Annotated in this window: 26 protein-coding genes; 14 read left to right on the forward strand and 12 right to left on the reverse strand. The window is 70.4% G+C overall.

Annotation, left to right across the window (positions count from 1 at the left end; all coding sequences use genetic code 11):
* Nucleotides 1-2: 2 nt before the first annotated feature.
* The 7 genes from JHL17_RS16260 to ptsP all read left to right on the forward strand — a co-directional run bounded on the left by JHL17_RS16260 (nucleotide 3) and on the right by ptsP (nucleotide 6,665).
* Entirely contained in the window at nucleotides 3-1,703 is a 1,701-nt protein-coding gene (locus JHL17_RS16260; RefSeq protein ID WP_200194601.1) for a stimulus-sensing domain-containing protein, read from the forward strand.
* Between the two features lie 393 nt (nucleotides 1,704-2,096).
* The gene (locus JHL17_RS16265; RefSeq protein ID WP_247893588.1) at nucleotides 2,097-2,345 is read left to right on the forward strand and encodes a hypothetical protein; all 249 of its coding nucleotides are present in this window, start codon (nucleotides 2,097-2,099) and stop codon (nucleotides 2,343-2,345) included.
* 184 nt (nucleotides 2,346-2,529) lie between these two features.
* Nucleotides 2,530-2,988, forward strand: a complete 459-nt coding sequence (locus tag JHL17_RS16270) for an HPr kinase/phosphorylase (protein ID WP_200194603.1) — start codon at nucleotides 2,530-2,532, stop codon at nucleotides 2,986-2,988.
* Nucleotides 2,985-3,983: an RNase adapter RapZ gene (gene rapZ / locus JHL17_RS16275; RefSeq protein ID WP_200194605.1), complete on the forward strand. Its 999-nt coding sequence runs from the start codon at nucleotides 2,985-2,987 to the stop codon at nucleotides 3,981-3,983. Before JHL17_RS16270 ends, rapZ begins: the two co-directional genes overlap by 4 nt.
* Nucleotides 3,984-4,105: 122 nt before the next feature.
* A complete protein-coding gene (locus JHL17_RS16280; protein ID WP_042690507.1) occupies nucleotides 4,106-4,504 on the forward strand; it encodes a PTS sugar transporter subunit IIA in 399 nt (132 codons plus the stop codon).
* 9 nt (nucleotides 4,505-4,513) lie between these two features.
* Nucleotides 4,514-4,816: an HPr family phosphocarrier protein gene (locus tag JHL17_RS16285; protein WP_200194607.1), complete on the forward strand. Its 303-nt coding sequence runs from the start codon at nucleotides 4,514-4,516 to the stop codon at nucleotides 4,814-4,816.
* A complete protein-coding gene (gene ptsP, locus JHL17_RS16290) occupies nucleotides 4,806-6,665 on the forward strand; it encodes a phosphoenolpyruvate--protein phosphotransferase (protein ID WP_200194609.1) in 1,860 nt (619 codons plus the stop codon). The genes JHL17_RS16285 and ptsP overlap by 11 nt, the downstream gene beginning before the upstream one ends.
* A 31-nt stretch (nucleotides 6,666-6,696) precedes the next feature.
* Here the strand turns inward: ptsP and JHL17_RS16295 are convergent, their stop codons facing one another.
* Nucleotides 6,697-7,551, reverse strand: a complete 855-nt coding sequence (locus tag JHL17_RS16295) for a cytochrome c (RefSeq protein WP_247893589.1) — start codon at nucleotides 7,549-7,551, stop codon at nucleotides 6,697-6,699.
* 32 nt (nucleotides 7,552-7,583) lie between these two features.
* A complete protein-coding gene (locus JHL17_RS16300) occupies nucleotides 7,584-8,456 on the reverse strand; it encodes a thermonuclease family protein (protein WP_247893590.1) in 873 nt (290 codons plus the stop codon).
* A 52-nt stretch (nucleotides 8,457-8,508) separates the two neighbouring features.
* On the opposite strand from JHL17_RS16300, the gene JHL17_RS16305 reads away from it, so the two are divergent.
* Both JHL17_RS16305 and JHL17_RS16310 read left to right on the forward strand, forming a co-directional pair.
* The gene (locus JHL17_RS16305) at nucleotides 8,509-9,981 is read left to right on the forward strand and encodes a M48 family metalloprotease (RefSeq protein WP_211113439.1); all 1,473 of its coding nucleotides are present in this window, start codon (nucleotides 8,509-8,511) and stop codon (nucleotides 9,979-9,981) included.
* Between the two features lie 95 nt (nucleotides 9,982-10,076).
* Nucleotides 10,077-12,119: an adenylate/guanylate cyclase domain-containing protein gene (locus tag JHL17_RS16310; RefSeq protein ID WP_200194611.1), complete on the forward strand. Its 2,043-nt coding sequence runs from the start codon at nucleotides 10,077-10,079 to the stop codon at nucleotides 12,117-12,119.
* Nucleotides 12,120-12,197: 78 nt separating this feature from the next.
* Here JHL17_RS16310 and cobT read toward each other — a convergent pair whose 3' ends face one another.
* The 5 genes from cobT to JHL17_RS16335 all read right to left on the reverse strand — a co-directional run bounded on the left by cobT (nucleotide 12,198) and on the right by JHL17_RS16335 (nucleotide 16,714).
* Nucleotides 12,198-14,069, reverse strand: coding sequence for a cobaltochelatase subunit CobT (cobT, locus tag JHL17_RS16315; RefSeq protein ID WP_200194613.1), 1,872 nt, complete (start codon nucleotides 14,067-14,069; stop codon nucleotides 12,198-12,200).
* A gap of 4 nt (nucleotides 14,070-14,073) precedes the next feature.
* Nucleotides 14,074-14,472, reverse strand: coding sequence for a type II toxin-antitoxin system VapC family toxin (locus tag JHL17_RS16320; protein ID WP_200194615.1), 399 nt, complete (start codon nucleotides 14,470-14,472; stop codon nucleotides 14,074-14,076).
* Nucleotides 14,469-15,017, reverse strand: coding sequence for a ribbon-helix-helix domain-containing protein (locus JHL17_RS16325; protein WP_200194617.1), 549 nt, complete (start codon nucleotides 15,015-15,017; stop codon nucleotides 14,469-14,471). The genes JHL17_RS16320 and JHL17_RS16325 overlap by 4 nt, the downstream gene beginning before the upstream one ends.
* A 33-nt stretch (nucleotides 15,018-15,050) precedes the next feature.
* Nucleotides 15,051-16,055: a cobaltochelatase subunit CobS gene (gene cobS, locus JHL17_RS16330; protein WP_200194619.1), complete on the reverse strand. Its 1,005-nt coding sequence runs from the start codon at nucleotides 16,053-16,055 to the stop codon at nucleotides 15,051-15,053.
* 74 nt (nucleotides 16,056-16,129) lie between these two features.
* Entirely contained in the window at nucleotides 16,130-16,714 is a 585-nt protein-coding gene (locus tag JHL17_RS16335; RefSeq protein ID WP_200194621.1) for a J domain-containing protein, read from the reverse strand.
* 210 nt (nucleotides 16,715-16,924) lie between these two features.
* On the opposite strand from JHL17_RS16335, the gene JHL17_RS16340 reads away from it, so the two are divergent.
* Together JHL17_RS16340 and JHL17_RS16345 are read left to right on the forward strand one after the other, a co-directional pair.
* Nucleotides 16,925-17,200 carry a BolA family protein gene (locus JHL17_RS16340; RefSeq protein WP_200194623.1) on the forward strand — a complete coding sequence of 92 codons (276 nt, stop codon included), beginning with the start codon at nucleotides 16,925-16,927 and terminating at the stop codon, nucleotides 17,198-17,200.
* Nucleotides 17,201-17,517: 317 nt separating this feature from the next.
* Complete coding sequence (locus JHL17_RS16345) at nucleotides 17,518-17,949, forward strand: ribbon-helix-helix domain-containing protein (protein WP_345773825.1); 432 nt, start codon at nucleotides 17,518-17,520, stop codon at nucleotides 17,947-17,949.
* Nucleotides 17,950-17,956: 7 nt separating this feature from the next.
* Here JHL17_RS16345 and JHL17_RS16350 read toward each other — a convergent pair whose 3' ends face one another.
* From JHL17_RS16350 to JHL17_RS16370, 5 genes are all read right to left on the reverse strand, one after another.
* Nucleotides 17,957-18,577, reverse strand: coding sequence for a DUF2889 domain-containing protein (locus tag JHL17_RS16350; protein WP_200194625.1), 621 nt, complete (start codon nucleotides 18,575-18,577; stop codon nucleotides 17,957-17,959).
* 110 nt (nucleotides 18,578-18,687) lie between these two features.
* Complete coding sequence (locus JHL17_RS16355) at nucleotides 18,688-19,149, reverse strand: CBS domain-containing protein (RefSeq protein WP_200194627.1); 462 nt, start codon at nucleotides 19,147-19,149, stop codon at nucleotides 18,688-18,690.
* A gap of 167 nt (nucleotides 19,150-19,316) precedes the next feature.
* Nucleotides 19,317-19,823, reverse strand: coding sequence for an SRPBCC family protein (locus JHL17_RS16360; RefSeq protein ID WP_200194629.1), 507 nt, complete (start codon nucleotides 19,821-19,823; stop codon nucleotides 19,317-19,319).
* Nucleotides 19,824-19,939: 116 nt separating this feature from the next.
* Nucleotides 19,940-21,085, reverse strand: a complete 1,146-nt coding sequence (gene aroB / locus JHL17_RS16365) for a 3-dehydroquinate synthase (RefSeq protein ID WP_200194631.1) — start codon at nucleotides 21,083-21,085, stop codon at nucleotides 19,940-19,942.
* A gap of 48 nt (nucleotides 21,086-21,133) precedes the next feature.
* Nucleotides 21,134-21,829: a shikimate kinase gene (locus JHL17_RS16370; protein WP_425599622.1), complete on the reverse strand. Its 696-nt coding sequence runs from the start codon at nucleotides 21,827-21,829 to the stop codon at nucleotides 21,134-21,136.
* A 378-nt stretch (nucleotides 21,830-22,207) separates the two neighbouring features.
* Between JHL17_RS16370 and JHL17_RS16375 the strand changes: the two genes are divergently transcribed.
* From JHL17_RS16375 to JHL17_RS16385, 3 genes are all read left to right on the forward strand, one after another.
* Nucleotides 22,208-22,348 (forward strand): hypothetical protein, encoded by a 141-nt coding sequence (locus JHL17_RS16375; protein WP_167393297.1) that lies wholly within the window; start codon nucleotides 22,208-22,210, stop codon nucleotides 22,346-22,348.
* A 31-nt stretch (nucleotides 22,349-22,379) separates the two neighbouring features.
* Entirely contained in the window at nucleotides 22,380-24,269 is a 1,890-nt protein-coding gene (locus tag JHL17_RS16380) for a hypothetical protein (RefSeq protein WP_247893592.1), read from the forward strand.
* A gap of 72 nt (nucleotides 24,270-24,341) precedes the next feature.
* Nucleotides 24,342-25,343 (forward strand): site-specific tyrosine recombinase XerD, encoded by a 1,002-nt coding sequence (locus tag JHL17_RS16385; RefSeq protein WP_200194635.1) that lies wholly within the window; start codon nucleotides 24,342-24,344, stop codon nucleotides 25,341-25,343.
* The last annotated feature ends 229 nt before the right edge of the window (nucleotides 25,344-25,572 follow it).

The following is a 25,572-nucleotide window of genomic DNA, read 5'->3' on the forward strand; positions in this document are numbered from 1 at the left end:
CCGTGTCCACGCCCGGCGGCGGGGGAAGACCCGTCAGGCGGCGCGGCGTGTCGCCGCTGACCCTGCGCATCCTGGCGGTGAACGTGCTGGCGCTGCTGGTGCTGCTGGCGGGGCTGCTCTATCTCGGCCGCTACCAGGACCGGCTGATCCAGGCGGAGACCGAAGCGCTGGCGACCGAGGCGCGCATCTTCGCCTCCGCGCTCGGCGAAGGGGCGGTGAACCGCATCCTGACCCCCCCCTCTCCCACCGGCGACGAGAGCGGCGAACGGTTCGAACTGGCGCCGGAACTGGCCCGGCCGATGGTCCGCCGCCTGGCGGAGGCGACGGCGACCCGCACCCGCCTGTACGACATCGACGGGCAGATGCTCTCCGACAGCCGGGTGCTGGTGGGATCGCAGGGCCGCATCGAAATCCGCGAGCTTCCCACGCCGCCGGCCGGCGACCCGGTGTCGCGCGCGATCAACGACCTCTACACCCGCCTGATCGACGTGGTGCCGAGCCGCGAGGGCTTGCCGGTCTACCGCGAGAAGCCGGGCCAGCCCAACCCGGACGTGGAGCGCGCGCTCGGCGGCGAGACGGCGGCCACCGTCTGGCGCGTCGACGGGGCCGGCGGGGATCCGGAACTGCTTCTGACCGTCGCGGTGCCGGTCCAACGCTACCGCGAGGTGCTGGGGGCCGTGCTGCTGGCCCGCGGCGGCGGCGAGATCGACCGCGCCATCCGCTCCGTCCGCTTCGACATCCTGCGGGTGTTCGGCGTCGCGCTGCTGGTGACCATCGCGCTCTCCTTCTATCTGGCCGGAACCATCGCCCGGCCGATCCGGCGGCTGGCCCAGGCCGCCGACCGGCTGCGCACCAGCCATGGGCGCCATGCCGGGATCCCCGACCTGACCCGCCGCGGCGACGAGATCGGCGAGCTGTCCGGCGTGCTGCGCGAGATGACCGACGCGCTGTGGACGCGGATGGACGCCATCGAGCGCTTTGCCGCCGACGTCGCCCACGAGATCAAGAATCCGCTGACCTCGCTGCGCAGCGCGGTGGAGACGGCGGGACGCGTCCGCGACCCGCGCCACCGCGACCGGCTGATGGCGATCATCGCCGACGACGTGCAACGGCTGGACCGGCTGATCAGCGACATCTCCAATGCCTCCCGTATCGACGCCGAACTGTCGCGGGCGGAGGCGGAACCGGTGGATATCGGCCTGCTGCTGTCGATGCTGGCGGAGCTGCGCCAGACGGTCGCCGAAACCCTGGACGAGCGGGTGGCGGCCGGGACTGCCGGAGAGGAGAGCCGGCCCGGGCCGCCGCGCCTGATCGTCGACGTGCCGGCGGGCGAGCGGTTGGTGGTTCCCGGGTTGGAAGGGCGCCTGACCCAGGTGTTCCAGAACCTGATCGACAACGCGCTGTCCTTCTCGCCGCCCGGCGGCTTGGTGCGGCTGACCGCCCGGCGCCACGGCCGCGACGTGAGGGTGGTGGTGTCGGACCAGGGACCCGGCATCCCGGAGGGAAAAGAGGATGCGATCTTCGACCGCTTCTACACGGAGCGGCCGGCGGGCGAGAAGTTCGGGACCCACTCCGGTCTCGGACTATCGATCGCCAAACAGATAGTCAGCGCACACAATGGTTCGGTATTTGCGAAAAACCGTCAGGTATCGGACGGGACTATCGACGGGGCCGACTTCGTGGTGACCCTGCCTTTGCTGTAGAAAGCTCTGCGGAATTCCAGACGATCTTGCCACTCTTGGCTAGACAAGCCGGATACAAGCATCAATCATGGCTTCGGTCATTCTCGCTTGCAGGCTGATGAAGCGGCCGGACCATATGGGCTCGGTTGTTTGGTCCCGCTTCATGCGGCACGGGAGGATGGTCATACCCCGGGACGAAGATGTGGGGTCGCCATGCCTGAGTCAGCTCCGCCAGAGTCTGTTCCGTCCGAATCCCCCGTACATGTCCTGTCCAGGTCCTGCCTTCCTTCGGGCCGCCCGTCCATCGGCACCGATCCCGTTTCGGGAAAGGCGGATATCGTCGACCTGCGCCGTTACCGGCTGGCCCGTCTGATCCGTGATGCCGGCCGGCAGCAGGGGGAACTTGCAAGGCTGATGCGGGACTCCGCGCAGGAGCGGACGCAATTGGCGGAGGCGCTGCAGGGCGCGCAACGGCACCTCGCCAGCATCGCCGACAATTACAAGGTCCTGCTGATCCGGCTGAAGCGGGAGAAGGATTTCCGCGACGCTTGCCGGGAGGCGGCCGATCTGGACGATCTGGACGAGATGATCCGGCGCCGCGACGTGCTCGCCCTGGAACTGGAAGCGATCCGCGGCATTCCGCGCGGCGCGGCCGGCGCCTGACCGGTCCCGTTGCGGGAGAGGCGGGCGACGCCACCCGCAACCAGCCCCCGCGCCCATTTGCACGCACCGAAAGAACGGTGTGAAGCGGACGGGGGAGCCCGGACAGGTTTCCCCGCCTGACCCGCCCGCCCCCCGTTCCGTTTCCATTGACAGAACCGGCGCCACGTCTCACCTTCGCCAGACTATGGTGACGATTCACGGCACCTGCGTCTTGCTCTCCGGAATCGGCGTGCTGCTGCGTGGGGAGTCCGGACGGGGAAAATCGGATTTGGCCTTGCGACTGATCGATGGCGGCGCCCTGCTGGTCGCGGATGACCGGGTGGTGCTGCAGTGCGAGCCCGGCAGCCTGACCGCCTTCCCCCCGCCCGCCCTGGCCGGGCTGCTGGAGGTGCGGGGCGTCGGCATCCTTGCCGTTCCATCCGCCGGGTCCGCCGGTGTCGGCCTGATCGTCGATCTGGTCCCGCGCTGCGAGGTGGAGCGCCTGCCGGAGGCGGAGACCGAAACCCTGCTGGATGTCGCCCTGCCCCGCCTCGCCCTGCACGCCTTCGACGCCTCCACCCCCGCCAAGATCCGCCTTGCCGCCGCCAGCCTGAGCGGCGGGCGGCTGGACCGGGTGCCCGCCAGCCTGTCGGCCGTATCATGACATCAAGCGACGCGCGGTCTTCCGAAGCGCCTGACGATCCCGCCGACACCGCCGCCTCGCGGGGACGCATCGTGCTGGTGACCGGCATGTCGGGCGCCGGCATGTCGGTGGCGCTGAAGGCGCTGGAGGATCTGGGCTATGAGGCGGTGGACAACCTGCGCCTGTCGCTGGTCCCCGCCCTGCTCCGGCAGGCCGACCCGAAACGCCGGCCGCTGGCCCTGGTGATCGACAGCCGCACCCGCGACTTTTCCGCGCAGAATTTCCTGGACGAGCTGGAGGAACTGCGGCGCGACGGCGAGCTGGAGGTCGGTCTGGTCTTCCTCGATTGCGGCGACGAGGTGCTGCAGCGCCGCTTCACCGAGACGCGGCGCCGCCACCCCCTGGCGGAAGACCGCACGGTGCCCGACGGCATCCAGCGCGAACGCGCCCTGCTGTTTCCGCTGAAGGAAGAAGCCGACGTCACCATCGACACGACGCAACTGTCCATTCACGATTTGCGGCGCATCCTGTCCGGGCATTTCCGGCGTGACGCCCAGGCAGCCCTGCAGGTGTTCGTGACCTCCTTCTCCTTCCGCCAGGGTCTTCCGCGCGAAGCCGATCTGGTCTTCGACGTGCGGTTCCTGACCAACCCGCATTACGATCCGGAGCTTCGCCCGCTGACCGGCCTGCACCCGGCCGTCGCCGCGCGGGTGGAGAGCGATGCCGATTACCCCGCCTTCTTCCGGAATCTGACCGAACTGCTGCGCCCGCTGCTGCCGCGCTACAATCAGGAAGGCAAGAGCTATCTGACCATCGCCATCGGCTGCACCGGCGGCAAGCATCGTTCGGTCTTCATCGCCGAACGGCTGGCCGCCTGGCTGAAGGAGCAGGGGCTGCGGGTCAACCTGAGCCACCGCGAACTGGAACGGCAGGGGTTGCGGACCGGTGCCACGGCCAATGCCGCCGGGAACCAGGCCCCACACCAGGCCAGCCATCAACCCCTCCACCAGGGATGATGCAAATTGCGCCTTGACGACCATACGTCCAACCAACGATCCAGATGCGATGCGGGCAGCCGCCTCGCGGCACCGGCCCGCGCGCAGGTCTCCGGGGAGCACCCAACCTTGAAGGATGTCCCATGATCGGTATGGTTCTTGTCACCCATGGACGGCTGGCCGAGGAATTCATCGCCGCATTGTTCCACGTCGTGGGCGAACAGCAGCAGGTGCGCGCGGTGTGCATCGGGCCGGACGACGACATGGAACAGCGCCGCCAGGACATCCTCAATTCGGTGGCGGAGGTCGATGACGGGTCGGGGGTCGTGGTGCTGACCGACATGTTCGGCGGCACGCCGTCCAACCTCGCCATCTCCATCATGGACAAGGCGAAGGTCGAGGTGATCGCCGGCGTCAACCTGCCGATGCTGATCAAGCTCGCCAGCGTGCGCAAGACCGAGCCGCTCGACAAGTCGGTGATCGCCGCCCGCGACGCCGGACAGAAATACATCAACGTCGCCTCCACCCTCCTGTCGGACTGACCGCCCGCGATGAGCACCCCCGACGACACGGCATCCGCCGACGGCGAGATCCGCCGCACCGCCACCATCACCAACCAGCGTGGCCTGCACGCGCGCGCCTCGGCCAAGTTCGTCAAGCTGGTCGCCACCTTCGACGCCGAGATCTCGGTGCGCCGCGGCGAGTCCGTCGTGTCCGGCGAGTCGATCATGGGACTGATGATGCTGGCTGCCGGTCCGGGGACCACGGTCGAGCTGCGTGCCGCCGGCGCCCAAGCCGATGCCGCGATGGACGCCCTCCTGGACCTGATCAACCGCAAGTTCGATGAAGAGTGACCTGCCCCCCGGTGTCCCGGCCGGCGGCCCGGTATCCGGCCCCGACCGCGGCGGTTCCGGCGGAACGCCCCACCCGGAATCGGTGAGTGGTTCCACCAGCAGTTCGGGGCGTGCCCTGCGCGGCCTGGGCGTATCGCCCGGCATCGCCATCGGCCCGGCCCATGTGGTGGAGAGCGGCGCCGTCGCCATCCCCGAATATGCCATCGCTTCCGATGCCGTCGAGGCGGAAGTCGCCCGCTTCAACGAGGCGGCGACCAAGGCGCGCCGTCAGATCAAGAAGCTGAAGGGCAAGGCGCTGGTCCTGCCCGATTCGGCATCGGAGGAGATCGGCTTCCTGCTCGACGCCCATCTCGCGATGGTCACCAACTCGCGCCTGACCCGCGGGGTGGAACATCGCATCAAGCAGGACCGCGTCAACGCCGAAGCCGCCATCCAGGCGGAGATCGCCGCCATCGCCGCCACCTTCGCCGGCATGGACGACGCCTATCTCGCCGGCCGCATCGACGACATCCGCGAGGTCGGGCGGCGGCTGACCCGCAACCTGATGAAGCAGGAATACCGGGCCTTCAGCAGCCTGCCCCCCGGCAGCATCATCCTGGCGGAGGAGCTGACCCCCGCCGACACCGCCCTGCTCGATCCCACCGTCGTCGGCGGCTTCGCCACCGTGCTGGGCGGGGCGGAAGGGCATACGGCCATCCTCGCCCGCTCGCTCGGGCTGCCGGCGGTGCTGGGCGCGCCCGGCCTGCTGGCCGGCGTGCGCAACGGCGTGACGGTGATCGTCGACGGCCTCCAGGGCCGCGTGTTGATCGACCCGCCGGCCGAAATGCTGGCCGACTACGGCGAGCGCCGCGCCGCCCGCGAGCGCGAGCGCCAGGGGCTGAAGAGCCTGCGCAAGCTGCCCGCCGTCACCCGCGACGGCACCGCCGTGACGCTGATGGCGAACCTGGAGCTGCCGCGCGACCTCGACCAGGCGCTGGAGCATGGCGCCCAGGGCATCGGCCTGCTGCGGACCGAGTTCATGTTCATGAACCGCGACCATCTGCCCGACGAGGACGAGCAGTATGCCGTGCTGCGCACCATGATCGAGGGGATGGGCGGCCGCACCGTCACCGCCCGCACCATGGATCTGGGCGGCGAGAAGCTGGCCGGCTGGATGGCCGGGCGCTATGGCGAACCGGCCAACCCCGCGCTGGGCCTGCGGGCCATTCGCCTCGGCCTGCGGGAGCCGAAGCTGCTGGAGACCCAGCTCGCCGCCATGCTGCGCGCCGGCGTCCATGGGCCGCTGCGCATCCTGCTGCCGATGATCGCTTCGGTGGCCGAGGTGCAGAAGGTGCGCGAGATGATGGGACAGGTCGCCCGCCGGCTGCGCCGCCGCAACATCGCCATCGCCGACCCGCTGCCGCCGGTCGGCGTGATGGTGGAGGTGCCGGGGGCGGCGCTGTCGGCCGACGCGCTGGCCTATGCCGCCGACTTCTTCTCGATCGGCACCAACGACCTCACCCAGTACACGCTGGCCATCGACCGCGCCGACGAACAGGTCGCCACCCTCTACGACCCTCTGCATCCTGCCGTGCTGCGGCTGATCCAGTTCACGGTCGAGGCGGCGCTGCGCGCCCGCATCCCGGTGTCGGTCTGCGGCGAGATCGCCGGCGACCCGCGCTATTCCGCCCTGCTGCTGGGGCTGGGCGTAAGGGAGCTGTCGATGGCGCCGCTGGCGGTGCCGGCGGTGAAGAAGCGCATCCGCGCGCTCGACCTGATGGAGGCGAGCCGCCGCGCCCGCGTCATCATGGACCAGAGCGACAGCGGCCGGATCGCCACGCTGCTCGACGACTTCAACGCGATCCTGTGACGGCGTCGCCTGTCGCGTGACCGTGTTGCGCCTACGGCGCCTTCCGCCCCGCCATGTGCCCGAGATAGGCGACGACGCGGTCGAGGTCGGCATCGCTCAGCATCGCCGGGTCGAAGCCCGGCATCTGCTGGCCGGGCCAGGTCCGAACGGAGCGGGGGTCGCGGACCAGCCGCTTCAGCCCGGCCGGCGTCAGATATTCGGTCGGGTTCATCGGCCGGTTCAGGTCCGGCCCCATCGTGGCGCTGCCGGCACCGTTCAGGGTGTGGCAGGCCATGCACTGGGTGATGAACACCGCCTGCCCGGCGCGGATGGGCGAGTCGGCGGCCAGCCCCTGCTCGACCGCCAGCTGCGGCCAGCGCCGCAGCGGATCGTCGGAGCCGACGATGCGGGCGAGCTGGTAGGGCCACTGCTCGCTGCGCACCCCTGACGCCTCCGGCCGCACCCACACCAGATAGAAGGGACCGGCGGACATTTCCTTGCCCGGAAGGTTGGGCCAGGGCTTGTCGGCCGGCTCGACCGCCAGGAAGGCGACGGCGCCGTCGGCACCGGTGCGCAGGCAGAGCTCCGGCGGCAGCTGCGCGGTGAAGCCGTCCGACGCCACCCCCTCCAGCACGGTGCCGGGTGGGAATTCAGCGGTGCCGAGCAGGCTGGCGAGCGGCACGGCGCGGTAGCGCATCGGCCGGCCGTAGGAGACGTCGGCGGGAATGTCGACCGTCACCGCGTCCGGCCGGGCCAGCAGGGTGTCGCGGTCGAAGGCCCGCTCGCTTCCGCCGACGGCGATGGTCAGCGGCGGCCCACCGGCCCGCGCCGGAAATGTGACGAACGGTGAGGCGGCAAGCAGCAGCAACAGGGGCGCGAGCAGGCGCCCGGCCATGTATCCGGTCATGCACCCGGTCATGCGCGCAATCGACGGCTTCATCATTCGGGGTCATCCTCCGCTTCGTCCTCGTCCCACGGATCGTCATCGTCGGGGCCGGGGCTCCGCAGGGCTGCGGATGCCGCCTCCCGTTCCAGCCGCTCGATCTGTTCGGGATGGGTGATCTCGATCATGGGGCCATTGCGCAGCGTGATCCAGCCCCGCACGCGCAGCCGCCGCCCCTCGAAGGACAGCGGGTCGATGCCGGCGCGGGTGACCTCGCGCATCGCGGCGCGGCCGATATGGACGGTGACGTCGCTGCGCCAGTCGGCGCCGAAATCCAGCCAGGTCTCGCCCCCGCCCTTGGCGACGGCCAGCACGACCCCCTCCACCAGCTGGAAGCTGTCGCGGTCACGGGAAACTTCGTCCGGGTCACCGGCGTCGCGCACGGCATAGACCCGGCTGCGCCACAGCCCGCGCCCGGCATTGCGTGCGGCATCCTCGCCGGCCAGCAGCTCGGCGGCATAGGCGCGGGCGTCGGGCCGGGTGTGGACCCGCGCCAGCCCGCGGACCAGCAGCGCCGATTGCAGCCAAACCCCGTCCTCCCGCACCAGATGGGCGAGCAGCCGGCCATGGCGGTCGGCCGGCGCCGGCCCGTGCAGCGCCACCCGGCGGCCGAGCGCCAGATCGGCCAGGGCCGCGGTCGCCGCCTCCGCCAGCGGCCAGACGCGTCCATCAGCGGGATTGGCGCCGCGCGGCGGCTTGGCCGCCTCGATCCCCGCCAGCCGGACCCGGCGGCCGTCCTCCAGCTCCAGCGTGTCGCCGTCCAGCACGGCAGCGACCCGCAGCGGCTCGGCCGCCGCGGCGCCGGTCAGCAGCAGCCAGCCCAGCAGCAGGACCGGCAGACGCAGAAGCGGGAGCGTGACACGTTGCATCGAGAGGGCCGTCGTTGCGGAACATCCGCCGCCGGGCGGGGTTCTGACCGGTATGCCGACCCACGTCCCCTTCCGCAAGCCGTTCCGTGCCGCTTTGGCCGCGCTTTGGCTCGCCGCCGTTCCCGCCCCGGTGGTGCCCGCACCGGCCCGGGCCGGGCTGCTCGACACCGTCCTGTCGGGTGGCGACGAGGCGGCGCTGGGCGCGCAGGAGCATCCGAAGATCCTGGCCCAGTTCGGCGGGGCGGTGAAGGATGCCCGGCTGCAGGGCTACGTCGACCAGCTCGGCCGCAAACTGGCCGCCACCACGGCGCTGGCGCGCGAGCCCTGGACCTTCACCGTGCTGGACAGCGACGTGGTCAACGCCTTCGCCCTGCCCGGCGGCTACGTCTACGTCACCCGCGGCCTGCTGGCGCTGGCGGAGGACGAGGCCGAGGTGGCCGGCGTGCTGTCGCACGAGATCGGCCATGTCACCGCCCACCATTCGGCGCAGAGCCAGACCCGGCAGACCATCGCCGGGCTGCTCGCCGCCGGGGTCGGGCTGGTGTTCGGCAACGACACGCTGGCGCAGCTGGCCGGGCTGGGCGGCACCGCGGTGGTCGCCAGCTATTCCCGCGAGCAGGAGCTGGAGGCCGACCAGCTCGGCGTCGAGACGCTGCGGCGGACCGGCTACGATCCCTTCGCCATGGCGACCTTCCTGGAGACGCTGCGCCGCGACGGCCAGTATCAGGGGCTGCGTGACGGCAACAAGGGCGAGGGCGGTTTCGACTTCCTGGCCAGCCATCCGGCGACCGAGGAGCGCGTGCGCCGCGCCGCCGACCTCGCCCGCTCGATGCCCCAGGGCGGCGCCCGGCCGATCGATCCTTACCTGGCGGCGGTCGACGGCATGATCTACGGCGACAGTCCGGAGAACGGCTATGTCCGCGGCCGGACCTTCGCCCACCCGCAGCTCGGCATCGCCTTCACCGTGCCGCAGGGCTATGCGCTGCTGAACGGCGCCGACCAGGTGGTCGCCAAGGGGCAGAACGGCACCGCGATGGCCTTCGACGGTGGATCGGCCGCCGGCGTCTCCGACCCGGCCGCTTTCCTGACCGGCGTCTGGGGCAAGACCGCCGCCCTGTCCAATGTCCAGCGCACCACGATCGGCGGCATGCCGGCGGCGACCGCCACCACGCGCGGCGAGTCCGACGGCAACAGCGCCGACATCCGGCTGGTGGCGATCCGCGCGCCGGACGGGCGGATGTACCGCTTCACCTTCCTGGCGCCCGCCGGATCGCTGGCCCGCTTCGATGCCGATTTCCAGGCGGCGGCCAACAGCTTCCACCGGCTGAGCGCGGAGGAGGCCGCCCGCTATCGTCCCCGCCGCGTCCAGGTGGCGACGGTGCAGCCCGGCGACAGCGTCGCCGGCTTCGTCCGCCGCATGCCGCAGGAGCCTTACGCCGAGGAGCTGTTCCGGATCATCAACGACTTGCCGCCCGGCACCCCGCTGCAACCCGGCCGCCGGGTGAAGGTGATCGTCGGCGAGTAGTCCGCGATCCGGCTTGAGCATGACCGCATGAAATCCGCGTAAGGATACAGCCCCGCGGGTTGCCGCCGGACGGATGGGCGGGTAGGCTGCCGCGCATGCCCGATACCCCTTCAGCGCGCACCCCGACTGCCCCTACCCTTCCGGCGATGGCCGTGAAGCCGGCCGGCAAGCCGGCGGCGAAGTCCGCGCCGCGGCCGAAAGGGAAATCGGGACCGAGGCCCTTCGGGCGCCGGCGGCTGCGGCTCCCCATCGCCGCGGTGCTGGTGGCGGGGTTCGGGTCGCTGATGCTGGCGGCGGTCGCCAGCGTTCTGGTTCTGGGACTGGTCAGCGCCGGGACCAACACCTTCGCCCTGCTGAACGACAAGGCCGATCTGGCGCTGGCCGGGGTGGAGGTGCGGGTGCGCCACCAGCTCGACCCGGCGCGGGAGATGGCGCGCTTCGTCGCCGGGCTGATCGAGCGCGGCGAGTTGCGCGCCGGCGACAACACGGCGATGACCGACACGCTGCGCGGTGCGCTGGCCGGTGCGCCCGACGTCACCGGCCTCGCCTTCGTCCGCCCGGACCTGACCGGGGTCCGGGTCGGCCGGCTGAACGGCGGGCTGGTCGCCGAGCCGTTCGACATGCAGGGCGAAAGCGACATCCCGCCCGAGGTGCTGGACGGTCCCAACCGCAGCGCCGCCAGCTGGGCCGATCCGCGCTGGCTGAAGGAGGCGCAGAACAGCTTCGTCACCCTTTACCAGCCGGTGCGGCGCGACGGCCGCTATCTGGGACAGGTGGCGGTCGGCGTCTCGCTGGGCGATCTGTCGCGGTTCCTGCAGGTGCTGTATGTGGAGCAGGGGCTGAACGCCTTCGTGTTGTACGACCACGACCATGTGCTGGCCCACCCGGCCCTGGTCGGCCGGACCTTCGACTTCTCCGGCAAGCTGAACGGGCCGCCGCTGCCGCGCATCGACCAGGTGGATGACCCGGCGCTGGCGGCTTTGTGGTCCAGCGGCGTTCCGGTCCAGTCGCTGAAGAAGCGGGTGGAGGCGCGCGCCGTCCAGGTTCTCGGCAGCGACTACATCTTCCTGACCCGCAAGATGGCGGGTTACGGCCAGCAGGACTGGATCATCGGCATCGGCTATCGGGATGGCGAGCTGAACGTCGAGGTCCGCCGGCTCTACATCACCGGTGCGGTCGGCTTCGCCATCCTGCTGGTGTCGGTCGGGGTGGCGCTGCTGGTCGGGCGGCGGATCAGCCGGCAGGTGGCGCGGCTGGCCGAGGCCGCCGACCGTGTCCGCGCCTTCGAATTCCGCGCCATTCCGGATCTGCCGGACTCCCGTCTGCGCGAGATGGCGCGCGCCGCCACTGCCTTCAACGCCATGATCGCCGGCCTGCGCTGGTTCGAGACCTATGTGCCGAAGGCGCTGGTCCTGCGCCTGATGCGCCAGCGCGAGACCGAGGGCGGGCTCGATTCCGTGCAGCGCGAGGTGACGGTGATGTTCACCGACATCCGCGGCTTCTCCCGCATGGCCGAGCATATGGCCGCCGCCGACACCGCCGCCCTGCTGAACGAGCATTTCACCCTGCTTGCCGCCTGCATCGAGGCGGAGGGCGGCACGGTGGACAAGTTCATCGGCGATTCGCTGATGGCCTTCTGGGGAGCGCCCGAGGCACAGGAGGACCACGCCATCCGCGGGCTGCGCGCGGCCCTGGCGATCCACCACGCCATCCGTGCCGACAACCGCCGCCGCGTCGCCGAAGGCCGGGCGCCGATCCATGTCCGCGTCGGGCTGCACAGCGGCCCGGTGGTGGTGGGCAACATCGGCTCCGACAGCCGGATCAACTACACCATCGTCGGCGACACCGTGAACGTCGCCGCCCGCATCGAGGAGCTGTCGGCGGCCCTGCAGGGCGATGCCGAAGTGATCGTGCTGACCAGCGGCGTCACCGCCGCCAAGGGCAAGGACGTCGTCCCGCTGGTCCGCCAGGGCGGACGGTCGCTCCGCGGCCGCACCGGCATGACCGAACTCTGGCGCCTCGTTCTGGGGGACGAAAAGAAGGACGCGGCGAAGGTGGCGGCATCGGCAGGTGGGACGGCGACGCCGCCCGCTCCCGCTCCCGAGGCGGAAGCGGGCATCCTGCCGATTGGCAGGTAAGGATACACCCTGAACAGACCGTCTTTTTCCAGCTAAGTCACTGACAAATCTGGAAACGATTCCGTGCCGATCCTTACCTCAACGCCAGCTGCGCCGGCCGTTGCGGCGGTCGTCCTCGTCGAACAGCTCGGCCAGCTTGTTCATCATCGTGCCGCCCAGCTGCTCGGCGTCGACGATGGTGACGGCGCGGCGGTAGTAGCGGGTGACGTCATGGCCGATGCCGATCGCCACCAGCTCCACCGGCGACCGCGTCTCGATCTGCTCGATGGTCTGGCGCAGGTGGCGCTCCAGATAGTTGCCGGCATTCACCGACAGGGTCGAATCGTCCACCGGCGCGCCGTCGGAGATCACCATCAGGATGCGGCGCTGTTCCGGCCGGCCGAGCAGGCGGTTGTGCGCCCATTGCAGCGCCTCGCCGTCGATGTTCTCCTTCAGGATGCCTTCGCGCAGCATCAGGCCCAGGTTCTTGCGGGCACGCCGCCACGGCATGTCGGCGGCCTTGTAGACGATGTGGCGCAGATCGTTCAGCCGGCCGGGATGCGGCGGCTTGCCGGCGGCGACCCAGGCCTCGCGTGCCTGGCCGCCCTTCCAGGCGCGGGTCGTGAAGCCCAGCACCTCCACCTTCACCGCGCAGCGCTCCAGCGTGCGGGCGAGGATGTCGGCGCTCATCGCGGCGATGGAGATCGGCCGGCCGCGCATCGAGCCGGAATTGTCGATCAGCAGCGACACCACGGTGTCGCGGAAGTCCATCTCCTTCTCCGCCTTGAAGGAGAGCGGCAGGACCGGGTTGGCGACGACGCGGGCCAACCGGGCGGCGTCGAGGATGCCCTCCTCCAGGTCGAAATTCCAGGAGCGCTGCTGCTTGGCCATCAGCCGGCGCTGCAGCCGGTTCGCCAGCTTGGAGATCACGCCCTGCAGATTCTGCAGCTGCTGGTCCAGCAGGTGGCGCAGCCGCTCCAGCTCCGCCGGGTCGCAGAGGTCGGCGGCGTCGACCACCTCGTCATACTGGGTGGTGAAGGCCTTGTAGGCGTTGGGATCGGGCTCGTTGCGGCGGCTGGCGTCGTTGCGCCAGGGCTGGCCGGGGCCGGCGGGCTCCTCCGCCCCCTCGCCCTCGCCCATCTCCATGTCGCCTTCCTCGCCGGCGCCCTCCTCGGCGCTCTCGCCGGCCTCCGATGAGTCCTGCATCTCCGACGAAGCCATGGATTCGGACTCCGACTGGTCGTCGTCCTGGCCGCGGGTCTGGCCGTGCTCGGGCGACTCCTCGTCCTCGGAGGACTGGGTCTGCTGGTCCTCCTCCTCCTCCTGGTCGGCTTCCTGCCCGACTTCCATGTCGAGGTCGGCCAGCAGCCGGCGGACGGCCTTGGCATAGGCCTCCTGGTCGCCGGCGTAGGTCGCCAGCCCCTTCATGTCCCGGCCCAGCCGCTCCTCGATCCACGGGCGCCAGAGATCGACGGCATGGGCGGCGGCGGGCGGCGGCGTGGCCCCGGTCATCGCCTCGCGCGCCATCAGCCGCAGCGCTTCCGACAGCGGCACCTGCCCACGGTCGTCGAAGCGGTCGAAGCCCTGGCGGGTGTAGCGATCCTCCAGCGCCGCTTCCAGATTGTGGGCGACGCCGGCCATGTCGCGGCTGCCCAGCGCCTCGCAGCGCGCCTGTTCCATCGCGTCATAGGCCTGGCGGGCCGCATCGCCGAGCGGCATGCGGTGGGCATGCACCGTGGCGTCGTGGTAGCGCAGCCGAAGCGCGACGGCATCGGCCGCCCCGCGCAGCTTGGCGACCTCGACGGGGTTGAGGTCGCGCGCCGGCAGCGGCACCCGCACCCGCTGGCCGGCCAGCCCCGGCGGATCGGACGAAAAGCCCACCTGCACCTCCGCTCGCCGGGACATGGCGCGCACCGTGGCGGTGGTGGACCGCTTGAAGGCCTCGACGGGGGTGTCGTTCTGGGTGGTCATATCATCAAGCCGGATGTTGAAATTCTGGCAGGCGCGCGGCCTTCCGGTCGAAAGTCAGCGTGCAGGCGCAGCCGGAAACCCGGTTGCCCACGGCGATCAGCCCGTCGGCGAAACCGGCCGGACCGGTACGGTAGCGCTCCAAAGCTTCAAGCGCCACTTCGCGGTCCTCGACGATCAGGCCCACGGTGTTCAGAAGGCGGTCGAGGATCGAGCAGATTTCCGCGCGCGGACGCTTGTAGGCCCGTTCCATCACCCAGACGACTTCCGCCAACACGATCCTGTTCACGAACAGCCGCTTGCCGTCCGCCACTGCAAGACTGACGGCATTGCGGGCGCGGGCGGCCTGTTCCTGGTCATCGTCGACGATCAGGCGGACGAGCGTGTTCGTGTCCAGTCCGATCATGTCCGCCGGAATCTCTCGGCAGCGGCATCCTCGATGGCCTCGTCCATCTCCTCCACCGACACCGGCCGGTGGAAACGACCGGCGATGCCGAACAGATCCTCGATCCGATGCTTCGGGCCGGGGTGAGCCACGGTCGCTGCAACCTCGGGCAAGGCGAGCGGCGTGTCGGCGAACGGGTCGGCGGAGGCCGCCTGCCGTCCGTCGCAGGCCCGGCGATAGTAGCCGGTGATGTAAACCCGCAGTGCCGACGCCAAGATCTGCGGGGCATCGTCGGGTGCCCGGTCGCCACGGTGGGCAATGGCCGCGACCCGATCCCGGACCAGATCGCACAACTCCTCGACGGAGCGCCCTTCCCGCTTGGCGATGTCCGCCAGCGCCTCCCATAGGAAGGGTTCCAGGGGTGCCGTGGTCGGGGAAAGCGCGAGGCCGTGGTCGTCATCGGTCACTTCGACCCGCAGGGAGTCGCCGGGACCGAGCCGAAGCCGGTCACGCACGCTTTGCGGAAGCGTGAGTTTCCCGTCCGGTCCGATCCATGCGTATCCCATCGCTTTCCTCCGTCCGGTCTACCGGCCGACCTCTCACACGAGGGTCGCCTGGACCCCCGTCTCCGGCAGCTCGACGCCGAAGCAGCGCTGGTAGTATTCGGCCACCGTCGGCCGCTCCACCTCGTCGCACTTGTTGAGGAAGGTGATGCGGAAGGCGAAGGCGACGTCGTTGAAGATCTGCGCGTTCTCGGCCCAGGTGATCACCGTGCGCGGGCTCATGACGGTGGAGATGTCGCCGTTGATGAAGCCGGCGCGGGTCAGGTCGGCCAGACGCACCATCGACGCCACCGTATCCCGACCCTTGGCGTCGTCGTAGGACGCGACCTTGGCCTGGACGATCTTCACCTCGGCGTCGACCGGCAGGTAGTTCAGCGTCGCCACGATGTTCCAACGGTCCATCTGGCCCTGGTTGATCTGCTGCGTGCCATGATAGAGGCCGGTGGTGTCGCCCAGGCCCACCGTGTTCGCGGTGGCGAACAGGCGGAAGGCCGGGTGCGGGCGGATGACGCGGTTCTGGTCGAGCAGCGTCAGCTTGCCTTCCACCTCCAGCACGCGCTGGATCACGAACATCACGTCGGGACGGCCGGCGTCGTATTCGTCGAACACCAGGGCGCAGGCATGCTGCAGGGCCCAGGGCAGGATGCCCTCGCGGTATTCGGTGACCTGCACGCCGTCGCGCAGGACGATGGCGTCCTTGCCCATCAGGTCGATGCGGCTGATGTGGCTGTCCAGGTTGACGCGGATGCAGGGCCAGTTCAGCCGGGCCGCCACCTGCTCGATGTGGGTCGACTTGCCGGTGCCGTGATAGCCCTGGACCATGACGCGGCGGTTGTAGGCGAAGCCGGCGAGGATGGACAGCGTCGTGTCCCGGTCGAACCGGTAGGCGCTGTCGAGGTCGGGCACATGCTCCGAGCGCTGGCTGAAGGCCGGCACCTGCATGTCGCTGTCGATGCCGAAGACCTTGCGCACCGAGACCGTCGTGTCGGGCTTGTGGTCGAACAGGGCCGAGCTGGCCTGGGTCGCTCCTTGGGAAGCCATGGGTGGTTTCTTACGTTCCAGCGAGTGTCGGTTGTCCGGCGGCCGCGGGATTGACCCGGCCCGCCAACGGGGGTTCAGGCAGCATAACAGGCTTTCAGCGTATTGTAGGCCTGATTGATTTCTTTCAGGCGTTCTTCCGCAGCCTTGTCGCCGCCGTTGGCATCGGGATGATGCTTTTTCGCAAGCTCCCGATAGCGTGCCTTGATCCGCGCGAAGTCCACGGGAGGCGTCAATTCGAGGACCGCCAGCGCCTTTTCCTCTTCGGTGCGGGCGTGGTGGCGCCGGTGCGCCTTTTCCTCGTTCTTCGTCTTGCCGGTGTCCTGGCCGAATTCGAAACTGAAGCCGTTGACCACGCGGTCGCGGATGAAGCGCTCCTGCGTCGCCCATTTGCCGAGCGGCCAGCTCGGCCGCTGCCAGGTCGTGTCTTGCCGCACCTCCGCCTCGATCTGGTCGGTGGACATGCCGGCGTAATAGTCCCAGGCCCGGTTGTACTCCCGGACATGGTCCAGGCAGAACCACCAGTATTCGTTGAGGCTGCTGCGGCTCTTCGGCGCACGGTATTCGCCCGCGGCGACGCAATCGGGATGGTCGCACACACGGGTGGCCGCGCGCGGGGCGGCATAGCTGTCGTAACTGGAGCGGGTGCGGTTCCTGGTCATCGGGCAAGTATGGGAAGAGCCGGTGCCTCTGGCAAGCACGCCGAATCAGGCTTCCGTCATCCGCAATCAGCGGGGCGTCGCGCTTGACAGACGCTTGACAGAGCGGGGATCGCCCCCTCTCCTGATTCCGGGCGGTGCCTGCGGGAAACGCTTTCCCGCCGCCGCCATCCGCCGCATCCCCGGCCAGCGCCGAGACATCAGGATCCTGCCATGGAATACGCCACCCGCATCCGCGAGAAGCTGGCCGCCGGACTGGCGCCGGAACGGCTCGAGGTCGTCGACGACAGCGCCCGCCATGCCGGCCATGCCGGGGCCGATGCCGCCGGGGAAACCCATTTCCACGTCACCGTCGTCTCCGCCGCCTTCGCCGGGAAATCGCGGGTCGAGCGCCAGCGGATGGTCTATGCCCTGCTGGCCGATGAACTGCGCGAACGGGTGCATGCACTGGGCCTAACCACGCAAACCCCCGGCGAAGCCGGGGCCTGAACGGGACGCTCCCCTCACGCTTCCCCCTGCCCGCTCCGCGTGCCGATCCACGCGTGCACTTGGCGGCGGGCGATCGAGAAGCCGGAATTACATACATATGAATGCAACCAAAAGGCGATTCCTGGAAGTGATGTAAGAACCTGAGACGTCAGCGCGGTTGCATTTCTCGCTGCGTTTAGTAAAGTGCCGTATATGCAACCATTTATCGCGCCGGGGTGGACAAGAACTTCGCATGTCCGCCGGCGGCTTCGTGGAAGGGGCTGCGGATGGCGAAGCGTGGGCCGAAAAAGAAACGTGCGAACACTTCCCAGGCTGGGGTGGAACCGTTGAGAAGCCAGAACATCATGATCGGCGGCCACCGCACGAGCATGAGGCTGGAACCGTCGATGTGGGACGCCCTGGAGGATATCGGCCGCCGGGAAGGTCTGACCGTCAACCGCCTCTGCACCCAGATCAAGGAGCGGATCGAGGAACAGGCTCGCCGCCGGGGCATCGATCCGGACGATGCGGACGTCACCCTGACGTCCGCCGTGCGCGTCTTCATCGCCTCCTATTACCGGCGGGCCTGTACCGAGGACGGCCATCTGCGCGCCGGCCATGGCGGCAGCGACCCGTTCGTCGGCACGCCATTCGATCTGCCGGCGTCGGGCGAGGCCGAGGGCGTCAAGACCGCGATCGCCGCCAGCAGCGGCTACCAGGCGCCGAATCCGGCGCTGCCCGGTCCCGTCCGATCCGGTCTGGACGCCTGAACGACGCCTATTCCGCCGCCTCGTCGCGGAGGGTGTCGTCATCACGGTCGCCGGTATAATGCGCCGGCCACTGTCTGCGCACCTGCTCGCCGTTGCTGTCGAAGATGTGGCACATGTTCAGCAGGACCGGCCGCTTGCCGTCGCCGTCAGCCGGTTTTCCGGCGTTTCCGGGACGTTTGGCCGCTTCGCGGGCCAGGATCGGGTAGATGGTCTGGAAGGCGGTGGTCGCCAGCGGGCCCAGCAGCTCCACCAGATGGGTGCAGCCCTTCGCTCCCCCCAGCCGCTCCTTCACCGACCGGGTCCAGCCCGGCCCGACGCGCAAGCCCACCAACTGCTGGAACCGCGGCGTGATGCTGCCGCAGGCGGCATAGGGGCTGTGCTGGGTCACCGCCTCCACCGCCTGGACGGTCAGCGTGTCGTCGACCGTCAGGCGCATCCACATCTGGTGGATCGGCGTGCCGGGCTCCATATGCCCGCGCTCCTCCGTGTGGAAGCCATAGCTCTTGACGTCGGTCAGATGGCCTTCGATGTCCCACAGCCCGTCGGCGCGCCGGAAACCCTGGCAGGTGACGCGGCGGGTGTGGATCGGCTCGCGCGCGGCGGGGGCGGACAGCGAGGACGCGGACATCGGGCTTTCCAGTTCGGCAGGGGAGGATGGCTCACCCTCGACTATCGGTGGGGCCGGGCGCCCGGTCAACCCGACCCCACCGCAATGCAGCGTTACCTATGGGTCAAGCTTCATCCCAGCGTGGCCTCCGCCGAATAGCCGCTGCCGAACATGTAGGCCTCACGGTTGCGCAGCTCGTCCTCCAGATGGGTGCGCACCACGGCGAACAGGTCGCGGATCGACACCATGCCGACCACCTCGCCGCCCACCGCGATGGGCAGGTGGCGGTAATGGTGCCGCTCCATCAGGTCCAGTGCCTCCAACGCGCTGGCGGACGGCTCCAGCGTGTCCGGGTCGGCGGTCATCACCGCCGACAGCGGGGTGGTGCCGGGGTCGAGCCCGGCCGCGATCACGCGGGCGGTCATGTCGCGCTCGGTGACGATGCCCTTCAGCCTCCGCCCTTCGGTGACCAGCACCGCGGCGATGCGCTTTTCCGCCATCAGCGTGGCGGCATCGCGCACGCTGGCGCCGGGCGGCAGGCAGGACAGCTCCTGGTTCTTGATGACGTCAGGCATCAGTCGGCGTGTCGGCATGTGTCCCATCTCCCTCGTGATTGCAGGTTTTGTGGACGAACGATGCACTCGATCGCGATCTCGCACCGCGCTATGCCCGATCCTGTCAGCTTGATGCTCCAATAGTCAATAGAACCGATTGCTGAAAACTTTACGCATATCAAGGTATGTCTTTGCCCCGGGTACCATTACTGGCCGGATTCCAGGCGTTTGCGCAGGCCGTCGAAGCCGCTGGTGTAGATGCCGGCGATGGCCTTGCGAGCCTCCGCGTCCGACGCACCCTTGGCTTCGAAGCGGGAGGACCAAGTGATGCGGGTGGTGCCGGCGTCGACCGCGCTCAGCCTGATGGTGGAGGTGTAGTTCCTCACCGGCAGCGGCCCGCTCAGCAGCGTGTAACGCAGCCGGTGCCTGGCGGTGGAAAGACCGGTCAGCCGTTCCTGGATGGCGCCGCCGCCCTTCAGCGCGAGGTCGCGGTCCTGCCTGTCGCCGGTCTTGCGCAGGTTGCAGCTTTCCACCGCCGGGTGCCAGTCGCCGATGGCGCAGAAGGGGGCGATCTGCTTCCACACCTGTTCGATCGGCGCCTTGATCGTCGCCTGCTCGCGCACCTCCAGCGCCAGCGCCGGCACCGCGCCCAAAAGCACGGCCGCCGCCGGCAGCAGCGCTCCCAATGCCGACATGCCCGTCAATGCCTTCATCACCCATCCTCCCGTTGGTGCCGCGGCGGACTGGCCGTGGTCTTCGCGGGGAGTATGGGCAGGCAACCGTCGGCGCGGCTATTGTGCGAAAGGCGGATTATCCGTGATTGGCCGGATCAGGCCGGCATGACCGACTCTTCCAACACGGCGCGGACGGCGGCGGCATCGACGTCGCGGCGGGTGAAGGCATTGCCGATGCGGTCGGCCAGGATGAAGGTGATGCGGCCGTCCTGCACCTTCTTGTCCTTGGCCATCGACCGCACCAGCGCATCGACGTCCCAGGCGACGCCGGCGATGTCGGCCGGGCGCACCGGCAGGCCGACATCGGCCAGATGGGCGCGGGCGCGCCGGGCGTCCTCGGCCGGGCACAGCCCCAGCCGCACCGACAGGTCGAAGGCCAGGACCATGCCGATCGCCACCCCCTCGCCATGCAGCAGGGTCTGGCCGAAGCCGGTCGCCGCCTCCAGCGCATGGCCGAAGGTGTGGCCCAGGTTCAGCAGGGCGCGGTCGCCGCTCTCCCGCTCGTCGACGCCGACGATGTCGGCCTTGGCGCGGCAGCTGACCGTCACCGCATGGCGCCGGGCATCGCTGTCGCCGTCGACCACCCGCCGGCCGTTCCGTTCCAGCCAGGCGAAGAAGTCGGGCTGGCGGATCAGGCCGTATTTCACCACCTCGGCATAGCCGGCCAGCACCTCGCGCCGGGGCAGGGTGTCGAGCGTCGCGGTGTCGGCGATGACCAGGCGCGGCTGGTGGAAGGCGCCGATCAGGTTCTTGCCGTGCCGGCTGTTGATACCGGTCTTGCCGCCGACCGAGCTGTCGACCTGGGACAGCAGCGTGGTCGGCACCTGGATGAAGTCGATGCCGCGCAGCGCGGAGGCGGCAGCGAAGCCGGTGATGTCGCCGATCACCCCGCCGCCCAGCGCCAGCAGCACGGTGGAGCGCTCGATCCCGCGGCCCAGCACGTCGTCCATCAGCTGCTGGAAATGGGCGAAATCCTTGGTCTTCTCGCCGGCCGGCAGCACGATGGCCGGCTGCGGCGCGATCCCCGCCGCCAGCATCGCGGCGTCGAGGGTGTCGAGATGCAGGGGCGCGACGTTGGCGTCGGTCACCACGATGGGCGCCCGGCCGCGGGTGACGGCGGCGATGCGCTCGCCGGCATCGGCCAGCACGCCGTCGCCGACCAGGATGTCGTAGCTGCGGGCGCCCAGCTCCAGGCGGACGGTGTCGAGTGCGGCCGGGGTGGCGGCGGAAACGGAGGTCATCGTGGCAGTCCGCGAAGCTGGGGATTCAGGAAGGGGCGGCGGCAGGGATCAGGAGGCGTCGGTCTTGGAAGGGTCGGTCTTGCCGGGATCGGGCTTGCCGGGCCGGCCGGCGCGCGGAGGGCGGTGGGGAAGCGGGACGCCGAAATGCGCCTCCAGCGCGTCGATCACCAGCTCCACCGTCACCTCGGGGGGACGTTCGTCGCTGACCACGGTCAGGTCGGCCTCGGCATAGACGGGATAGCGCTGCTCCATCAGCCGGCCCAGGATGGCGCGCGGGTCGCCCTGGTTCAGGATCGGGCGGTGGGTGCGCCGGGCGGTGCGGGCGACCAGCACGTCCAGTTCGGCGCGCAGCCAGACCGACACGCCGTGCTGGCGGATGGCGGCGCGGGTCTCCGGGTCCATGAAGGCGCCGCCGCCGGTCGCCAGGATGTGCACCGGCTCGTCCTTCACCAGGCGGGTGATGATGCGGCGTTCGACGGACCGGAAGACCGGCTCGCCGTCGCGGGCGAAGATCTCGGCGATGGTGCAGCCGGCCGCGGCCTCGATCTCGGTGTCGGCGTCGCGGAAGGGCAGGTGCAGGCGCGTCGCCAGCCGGCGCCCGATGGCGCTCTTGCCGGCTCCCATCAGTCCCACCAGCACCACGGTGCGCGGCAGGAGCGGCTCCGCATCCTCCGCCGTCCCCGTCCCTGGCCCCGGTCCCGAAAGCTGGGCCGTCATCGCCTTGCGCAGTCCCATCACGTCCATCCGATCCGCCACCCGTACCCTCCGGTGCCGCCATGCCGGCGTCCGAGCCGGCCGTCACACCGCTGCAACAGACAACACTCATACCCGCCGAAAGCTGGCCTGCACAAGCGCTCCGCCCCTCCGCGGCCTTCCCCCGAAAGCCCGGCGGACGGTCGGAAGATGACCGGTGGACGGGTTGCGCGGCGTCCCAACCTGTGGCTACACTGCGCCGCCCGACGGTATCCCCGATGGCGGTGCCCCGGTCGCCGGCCCCCCGCCGCGGCGGGGGTCGCGGATGCTTTAGCAGAAAAGCCATTGCTTGTCCCAAGCCCTGCGGAAGCAAGGCGTGGTAGCTCCGCTCCGGTCTTCCGTTTTCCGACACAACATGTTCCTGGTGCCATGAGCCGGTTTCTCTCGATCCTCTTCGTCCTGCTGTTGCTGGTGATCGCCGGTGGCATGGTCTTCCTCGCGTCCTGGGACCTGCCGGCTCCGTCGAAAACGGTGGAGAAAGTCCTGCCGGATGAGCGCTTCCCGCGCTGAACCCCGACCATCGGCCGGGAGCGTTTCCCGGATGGCGGTGCCGCTGCTGGCCGGGTTCCTGGCGGCCGGCTGGACCGTGGCCGCCGCCGCTCAGGCCTTCGGCCCGCCGGTCCGGCTGACGCCCGACGCCGCCGCTCCCGCCCAACCCCAGGCCGCTGCCCCGGCTCCCGCCCCTCCCCGTGCCCCCACTCCCGCGGTCGTGCCGGCCTATCCGCCCGCGGTGACGCCGCCGCCCGCCGTCTCTCCGGTGGTGGCGCGGCCGGCGCCGGTCGCGCGCGACCCGCTGGGCGCGCCCGACCCGGACGGGGCCGGTACCCTCGACGGCCTGCAGGGGCTGGGTGGGGATCCCTGGCGCGGCATCGGCCGGGCGGAGCTTCTGCCGCTGATCGCCGCGCTTCCGGTCGACACCCCGTCCCCCACCATTAAGGCGCTGGAGCGCCGGCTGCTGCTGAGCGCCGGTTCTCCCGCGGTCGCGACCGGAGAGGTGCCGCCGCCCCGCCGTTTCGGCGCCCTGCGCATCGAGAAGCTGGCCCGGCTCGGCGATCCCGCCGGGGCGGCCGCCCTGGCCGGGCTGCTGCCGGCGGCGCTGGCGGCGGATGAGCCGGCGGCGAAGGCGCTGACCGATGCGGAGCTGGTGCGCGGCGGCATGGACTGCCAGCGTGCACTGGCGCGCGGCAAGGGCTTCGCCTCCCCCTACTGGATCAGGCTGGCCCTGTTCTGCCATGCCCGCGTCGGCGACCGGGCCGGCACGGACGAGGCGCTGGGGGTCTTGCGCGGCGGCCGGCGCTCCGACCCCTTCCTGCCGGTCGCCGAGGCCCTGGCCGGCGCCGCCCGCCCGCCCGCCCGCTCGCTGTCCCTGCAGGGCGACGGCGAGGGGCTGGCGCTGATGCTCGCCGCCATGCGCACGGCGCGGATCGCCGTCCCGCCCGACCGGCTGCCGCTGGACGACCCGCCGGCGCTGGCCGCCATCGCCACCAACCCCTCCACCGATCCCGCCACCCGCGCCGCCGCCGGCGAGCGGGCGGCGGCCTCCCTGTTTCTCGACGCCAGGCAGCTTCTCGACCTGTATGTCCAGGTGCCGGCCGTGGGGGACGAGCTGCTGCGGGTCGGCGACATCGCCCGGCGCGACCGCGGTGCCCGCACCCGCGCGCTGGTCCATCAGGCGATGGCGGCGGCGATGGACGGACGCCGTCGCGTCGCGCTGGCCGCCCTAGCGGTCGAACTCGTCGACCCTCGCCTGCGCGCCGGTCCGGTCGGCGGTGCCGCGGCCGGTTTGCTCGACAGCGTCTCGCCGGCCGGCGACGCGGCGGCCTTGGCACCGGCGGCGGCACGGCTCTATTACGCGCAGGGCCGGCTCGACCAGGCGCGGCGCTGGCACGATCTCGCCCTGCGCAGCGGCCGGAGCGCCGACACCGCCTGGCTGTGGCCGCTGGCCGTGGTGGCGGCGGGCCCGGGACGCGGTCAGGGAACCGCGGATCCGCAAGCGTTGACCGCTTGGCTGGACGAGGCGCTGCGCGGCGCCGATCCCCTTGCCCGCAGCCGCATCGCCGGCCAGTTGGCCCTTCTCCAGGCGACCGGTGTCGCCGTGCCGGACGAAGCCTGGATGAAGGCCACGGACGGCGCCGGACCGCCCAGCGGCAGCGATGCCGGCGTCGATCCGGCGCTGTGGCAGCGGCTGGGCGATGCCGCGGCCGGCGGGCGCATCGGCGAGACGGTGGTGGTCGCCCTGCTGCTGCTGGGAGAGGCCGGCCCTGCCGCCCTGCCGCCCGTCGTCACCGCCCGGGTGGCGGCCAACCTGAAGGCGGTCGGGCTGGAGCCGGATGCCCGCGCCCTGGCCCGCGAGGCGCTGGCGGTTCTCGCCGGCCCCACCGCGCCGGCCCCGAATTCCGGGACCCCGATCTCCAATCCGCCCGCCGAATGACCTCATGCCCCGGGGAGCCCGCCGCCGCCATGACGCCGCCATCCATGACACCAACGCCATGACACCGAAGCAATGACCGGCAGCAAGAGCCCGGCGAAGCGGCGCGGCCGGCCGTGCAAGCCGCGCACCCTCGCCACCTCCCCGCATCTGGACGCCTTCCTCGACATGCTGACGGCGGAACGCGGGGCGGCGGTGAACACGCGGCTGGCCTATGAACGCGACCTCGCCGATCTCGGGCGCTGGCTGGCCCAGCGCAGCGTGGCCCTGGATGCGGCGGGAACCGAGGATCTGCGCGCCTATCTGGCGGTGCAGAGCAAGGACGGCGCGCCCCGCACCGTGGCGCGGCGGCTGTCGGCGATGCGGCAGTTCTACCGTTTCCTGCTGTCCGAAGGCCGCCGCGCCGAGGACCCCGCCTCGCCGCTCGACAGCCCCAGGCAGGGCCGCCCGCTGCCCAAGATCCTGACCGAGGCGGAGGTCGGCGCCATGCTGTCCACCGCCGAGGCGCGCGGCGGGCCGGAGGGGCCGCGGCTGGTGGCATTGCTGGAGGTTCTCTACGCCACCGGCCTGCGGGTGTCGGAACTGGTCGGGCTGCCGATGACCGCGATCATGCGCGATGGCCGCGGCCTGCTGGTCCGCGGCAAGGGCGGCAAGGAGCGGATGGTGCCGCTGTCCGACCCGGCGCTGGCGGCGCTGGCGACCTACATCCCGCTGCGCGCCCACTTCATTCCGCCGACCGGCGGCGAAGCGGCCGGGCACAGCCCCTTCCTGTTCCCCTCACGCATTTCCGCCGAAGGGCATTTGACGCGCCAGCGCTTCGCCCAGCTGCTGAAACAGCTCGCCATCGACGCCGGCATCGATCCGGAGAAGGTCAGCCCCCACGTCCTGCGCCACGCCTTCGCCACCCATCTGCTCGACCATGGCGCCGACCTGCGCTCGGTCCAGAAGATGCTGGGCCACGCCGACATCGCGACGACGCAGATCTATACCCATGTGGTGACGGAGCGGCTGAAGAAGGTCATGCACGACCACCACCCGCTGGCCCGCCGCAGGGTGGAAGAGCCGTCGGAGGGGTAGGGGAGGCGCAAGGATGGGTGGGGAGGTGTGGGCTTCGAATGCCCCCTCCCAACCTCCCCCGCTTCGCAGCTACGGGATGCACAGATCTCGCGCTTGCAACAATTCATGCAGTCTGGCGTTGAGAAAAGCCCCTCTCCCCTCGCGGGAGAGGGGTTGGGGTGAGGGGGTGCAAATTGAATTTCCCCAGCCTTCGGTCGGCCGCACCCCTTGTGTCTTTGAGTTTTGCTAG

Origin of the sequence: Azospirillum endophyticum (assembly GCF_016595245.1) — a bacterium.
GTDB lineage: Bacteria > Pseudomonadota > Alphaproteobacteria > Azospirillales > Azospirillaceae > Azospirillum > Azospirillum endophyticum.

Bases quoted from the DNA above. Each gene is read 5' to 3' on its own strand.
- JHL17_RS16340 (WP_200194623.1), top strand. From the start codon at position 16,925: ATGGAATACGCCACCCGCATCCGCGAGAAGCTGGCCGCCGGACTGGCG.
- JHL17_RS16305 (WP_211113439.1), top strand. From the start codon at position 8,509: ATGCCGACCCACGTCCCCTTCCGCAAGCCGTTCCGTGCCGCTTTGGCC.
- rapZ (WP_200194605.1), top strand. From the start codon at position 2,985: ATGACATCAAGCGACGCGCGGTCTTCCGAAGCGCCTGACGATCCCGCC.
- JHL17_RS16360 (WP_200194629.1), bottom strand. From the start codon at position 19,823: ATGAAGGCATTGACGGGCATGTCGGCATTGGGAGCGCTGCTGCCGGCG.
- JHL17_RS16385 (WP_200194635.1), top strand. From the start codon at position 24,342: ATGACCGGCAGCAAGAGCCCGGCGAAGCGGCGCGGCCGGCCGTGCAAG.
- JHL17_RS16355 (WP_200194627.1), bottom strand. From the start codon at position 19,149: ATGCCGACACGCCGACTGATGCCTGACGTCATCAAGAACCAGGAGCTG.
- JHL17_RS16335 (WP_200194621.1), bottom strand. From the start codon at position 16,714: ATGACCAGGAACCGCACCCGCTCCAGTTACGACAGCTATGCCGCCCCG.
- cobS (WP_200194619.1), bottom strand. From the start codon at position 16,055: ATGGCTTCCCAAGGAGCGACCCAGGCCAGCTCGGCCCTGTTCGACCAC.
- cobT (WP_200194613.1), bottom strand. From the start codon at position 14,069: ATGACCACCCAGAACGACACCCCCGTCGAGGCCTTCAAGCGGTCCACC.
- JHL17_RS16350 (WP_200194625.1), bottom strand. From the start codon at position 18,577: ATGTCCGCGTCCTCGCTGTCCGCCCCCGCCGCGCGCGAGCCGATCCAC.
- JHL17_RS16285 (WP_200194607.1), top strand. From the start codon at position 4,514: ATGAGCACCCCCGACGACACGGCATCCGCCGACGGCGAGATCCGCCGC.
- JHL17_RS16380 (WP_247893592.1), top strand. From the start codon at position 22,380: ATGGCGGTGCCGCTGCTGGCCGGGTTCCTGGCGGCCGGCTGGACCGTG.
- JHL17_RS16270 (WP_200194603.1), top strand. From the start codon at position 2,530: ATGGTGACGATTCACGGCACCTGCGTCTTGCTCTCCGGAATCGGCGTG.
- JHL17_RS16320 (WP_200194615.1), bottom strand. From the start codon at position 14,472: ATGATCGGACTGGACACGAACACGCTCGTCCGCCTGATCGTCGACGAT.
- JHL17_RS16370 (WP_425599622.1), bottom strand. From the start codon at position 21,829: ATGGACGTGATGGGACTGCGCAAGGCGATGACGGCCCAGCTTTCGGGA.
- JHL17_RS16295 (WP_247893589.1), bottom strand. From the start codon at position 7,551: ATGACCGGATACATGGCCGGGCGCCTGCTCGCGCCCCTGTTGCTGCTG.
- aroB (WP_200194631.1), bottom strand. From the start codon at position 21,085: ATGACCTCCGTTTCCGCCGCCACCCCGGCCGCACTCGACACCGTCCGC.
- JHL17_RS16280 (WP_042690507.1), top strand. From the start codon at position 4,106: ATGATCGGTATGGTTCTTGTCACCCATGGACGGCTGGCCGAGGAATTC.
- JHL17_RS16300 (WP_247893590.1), bottom strand. From the start codon at position 8,456: ATGCAACGTGTCACGCTCCCGCTTCTGCGTCTGCCGGTCCTGCTGCTG.
- JHL17_RS16265 (WP_247893588.1), top strand. From the start codon at position 2,097: ATGCGGGACTCCGCGCAGGAGCGGACGCAATTGGCGGAGGCGCTGCAG.
- ptsP (WP_200194609.1), top strand. From the start codon at position 4,806: ATGAAGAGTGACCTGCCCCCCGGTGTCCCGGCCGGCGGCCCGGTATCC.
- JHL17_RS16310 (WP_200194611.1), top strand. From the start codon at position 10,077: ATGCCCGATACCCCTTCAGCGCGCACCCCGACTGCCCCTACCCTTCCG.
- JHL17_RS16375 (WP_167393297.1), top strand. From the start codon at position 22,208: ATGAGCCGGTTTCTCTCGATCCTCTTCGTCCTGCTGTTGCTGGTGATC.
- JHL17_RS16325 (WP_200194617.1), bottom strand. From the start codon at position 15,017: ATGGGATACGCATGGATCGGACCGGACGGGAAACTCACGCTTCCGCAA.